Origin of the sequence: Hymenobacter nitidus, from assembly GCF_020447315.1 — a bacterium.
Lineage (GTDB): Bacteria > Bacteroidota > Bacteroidia > Cytophagales > Hymenobacteraceae > Hymenobacter > Hymenobacter nitidus.
In genome coordinates, this window is record NZ_JAJADQ010000026.1 from 1 (window position 1) to 3,262 (window position 3,262).

Consider the following 3,262-nt stretch of genomic DNA (forward strand, 5'->3'; position numbering starts at 1 on the left):
TCAACAGGAGGTCATAAGTTCTTTGACGTAGGAAAACGAGTAAGAAAAAAACAAAGCATTATAGCACGTTTACGTGTTATACCGAGCCCTTCGCTCTCGCAAGAGAGTGAAGATATAGAAGTAACGAAGGGCACACGGGGGATGCCTTGGCTCTCAGAGGCGATGAAGGACGTGATAAGCTGCGATAAGCTTGGGGGAGGGGCACATACCCGTTAATCCCAAGATTTCCGAATGGGGCAACCCCTTGCAGTGAAGCTGCAAGACCATCTGTTTACAGAATGGGGCAAACCCGGGGAACTGAAACATCTAAGTACCCGGAGGAACAGAAAATAACAATGATTCCCCAAGTAGTGGCGAGCGAACGGGGACGAGCCCAAACCGGGTTGGTTACGGCCAGTCCGGGGTTGTAGGACCTCAACATCTGATTATTTGATCTTAGCTGAACGACGTGGGAAAGTCGACCAGAGACGGTGAGAGTCCGGTAAGCGAGCTGATCAAGTACGGTAGAGGATTCCTGAGTAGGGCGGGGCCGGAGAAACCCCGTCTGAATCCAGCGGCACCATCCGCTAAGGCTACATACTCCTGAGAGACCGATAGTGAACCAGTACCGTGAGGGAAAGGTGAAAAGAACCGGGAATACCGGAGTGAAAAGAACCTGAAACCGTGTGCTTACAAGCGGTCGGAGGCCTTTAGTGGGCTGACGGCGTGCCTTTTGCATAATGAGCCTACGAGTTACTCCTCTCTGGCAAGGTTAAATGTCTGAAGACATGGAGCCGCAGCGAAAGCGAGTCTGAATAGGGCGCAGAGTCAGAGGGGGTAGACGCGAAACTTTGTGATCTACCCTTGAGCAGGATGAAGGTTGGGTAAAACCAACTGGAGGTCCGAACCAGTTTCCGTTGAAAAGGATTTGGATGACTTGAGGGTAGGGGTGAAAGGCCAATCAAACTGAGAAATAGCTCGTACTCCCCGAAATGTATTTAGGTACAGCGTCGGCGTTGAGTTACTAGGAGGTAGAGCTACCGATAGGACTAGGGGGTGTCATAGCCTACCGAATCCTGACGAACTCCGAATGCCTAGTAATATAGCCGGCAGTGAGGCTTGGGGTGCTAAGGTCCCAGGCCGAGAGGGAAAGAACCCAGACCATCTGCTAAGGTCCCTAAATTCGGACTAAGTTGAACAAAGGAGGTCCACTTGCTTTGACAGCCAGGAGGTTGGCTTGGAAGCAGCCATTCCTTTAAAGAGTGCGTAACAGCTCACTGGTCGAGCGAGAGGGCATCGATAATACGCGGGCATCAAGTCCGGTACCGAAGCAATGGATTTACGCTATGCGTAAGTGGTAGGGGAGCATTCTAGTCAGCGGTGAAGGTGACCTGTCAGGGTTGCTGGAGCGGCTAGAAAAGCAAATGTAGGCATGAGTAACGATAAGGCGGGTGAGAAACCCGCCCACCGATAGACTAAGGTTTCCTGATCAACGCTAATCGGATCAGGGTTAGTCGGGACCTAAGGCCACGCCGAGAGGCTACGTCGATGGACAGCTGGTTGATATTCCAGCACTTACTGAAAGAAGTGATGCAGTGACGCAGAAGTGAAAGTACCGCGGGCGGACGGAAGTGCCCGTTGAAGTGCGTAGGTATAGAGACAGTAGGTAAATCCGCTGACTTTGCTGAAACATGATAGTACCTGGCGGCTTCGGCCAACGGGATAGTGTACCTAATCAGACTGCCAAGAAAACCTGCTAAGCGTTTTAACCTTTTAGTAACCCGTACCGCAAACCGACACAGGTAGTCAAGGAGAGAATCCTGAGGTGCTCGAGTGAATCACGGCCAAGGAACTCGGCAAAATGGTCCTGTAACTTCGGGAGAAGGGACGCTTCCTCCTAGCAATAGGAGAAGCCGCAGTGAAAAGGCCCAAGCGACTGTTTAACAAAAACACATGGCTTTGCGAACTCGCAAGAGGAAGTATAAGGCCTGACACCTGCCCGGTGCCGGAAGGTTAAGAGGGGAACTTAGTCGCAAGGCGAAGGTTTGAATCGAAGCCCCGGTAAACGGCGGCCGTAACTATAACGGTCCTAAGGTAGCGAAATTCCTTGTCGGGTAAGTTCCGACCTGCACGAATGGTGTAACGATTTGGGCGCTGTCTCAGCCGTGAGCTCGGTGAAATTGTAGTCTCGGTGAAGATGCCGAGTACCCGCCACGGGACGGAAAGACCCCGTGCACCTTTACTATAGCTTGACATTGACGCTGGGTAACACATGTGTAGGATAGGTGGGAGACTATGAAGCGGTGGCGCTAGCCATCGTGGAGTCAACGTTGAAATACCACCCTTGTGTTGCTTGGCGCCTAATCTCTAACCGGGAAACAGTGTCTGGTGGGTAGTTTGACTGGGGTGGTCGCCTCCAAAAAAGTATCGGAGGCTTTCAAAGGTCCGCTCAGTACGCTTGGTAACCGTACGCAGAGCGCAATAGCAGAAGCGGGCTTGACTGTGAGGCCTACAAGCCGAGCAGGGTCGAAAGACGGATATAGTGATCCGGTGGTTCCGCATGGAAGGGCCATCGCTCAAAGGATAAAAGGTACGCCGGGGATAACAGGCTGATCTCCCCCAAGAGCTCATATCGACGGGGAGGTTTGGCACCTCGATGTCGGCTCGTCACGTCCTGGGGCTGGAGAAGGTCCCAAGGGTTCGGCTGTTCGCCGATTAAAGTGGCACGCGAGCTGGGTTCAGAACGTCGTGAGACAGTTCGGTCCCTATCTGTGGTGGGCGTTGGATATTTGAGAGGACCTGACTTTAGTACGAGAGGACCGAGTTGGACCAGCCGCTCGTGCACCGGTTGTGACGCCAGTTGCAGCGCCGGGTAGCGACGCTGGGATGAGATAAGCGCTGAAAGCATCTAAGTGCGAAACTCACCTCAAGATGAGATATCCCAATTGAAGGGTCGTGGTAGACTACCACGTTGATAGGCGGCAGGTCGAAGATCCGAAATGGTCGAGCCGAGCCGTACTAATGACCCGAACGCTTCATATAATCCGCTCACCCCGCTTTCTTTTGTTCTTACCCGTTTCCTGCGTCAACGATTTGACAGTTTCACAACAAGTGATACTGACACCTTAATGGTGGCTTTAGCACGGGTGTTCACCTCTTCCCATTCCGAACAGAGCAGTTAAGCCCCGTAGCGCCTATGGTACTGCCTTCACCGGCGGGAGAGTCGGTCGCCGCCAACCTTTTCAAGCCCTGCCCCCCGCGACTTCGTGCTGCGGGGGGCAGT

2 rRNA genes are annotated in these 3,262 nt (G+C 53.0%); both read left to right on the forward strand.

The features are described 5' to 3' along the window. Positions 1-113: 113 nt before the first annotated feature. A 23S ribosomal RNA gene (locus tag LGH70_RS23425) occupies positions 114-3,021 on the forward strand. Between the two features lie 85 nt (positions 3,022-3,106). Next, positions 3,107-3,218, forward strand: a 5S ribosomal RNA gene (gene rrf, locus LGH70_RS23430). Positions 3,219-3,262 lie beyond the last annotated feature (44 nt).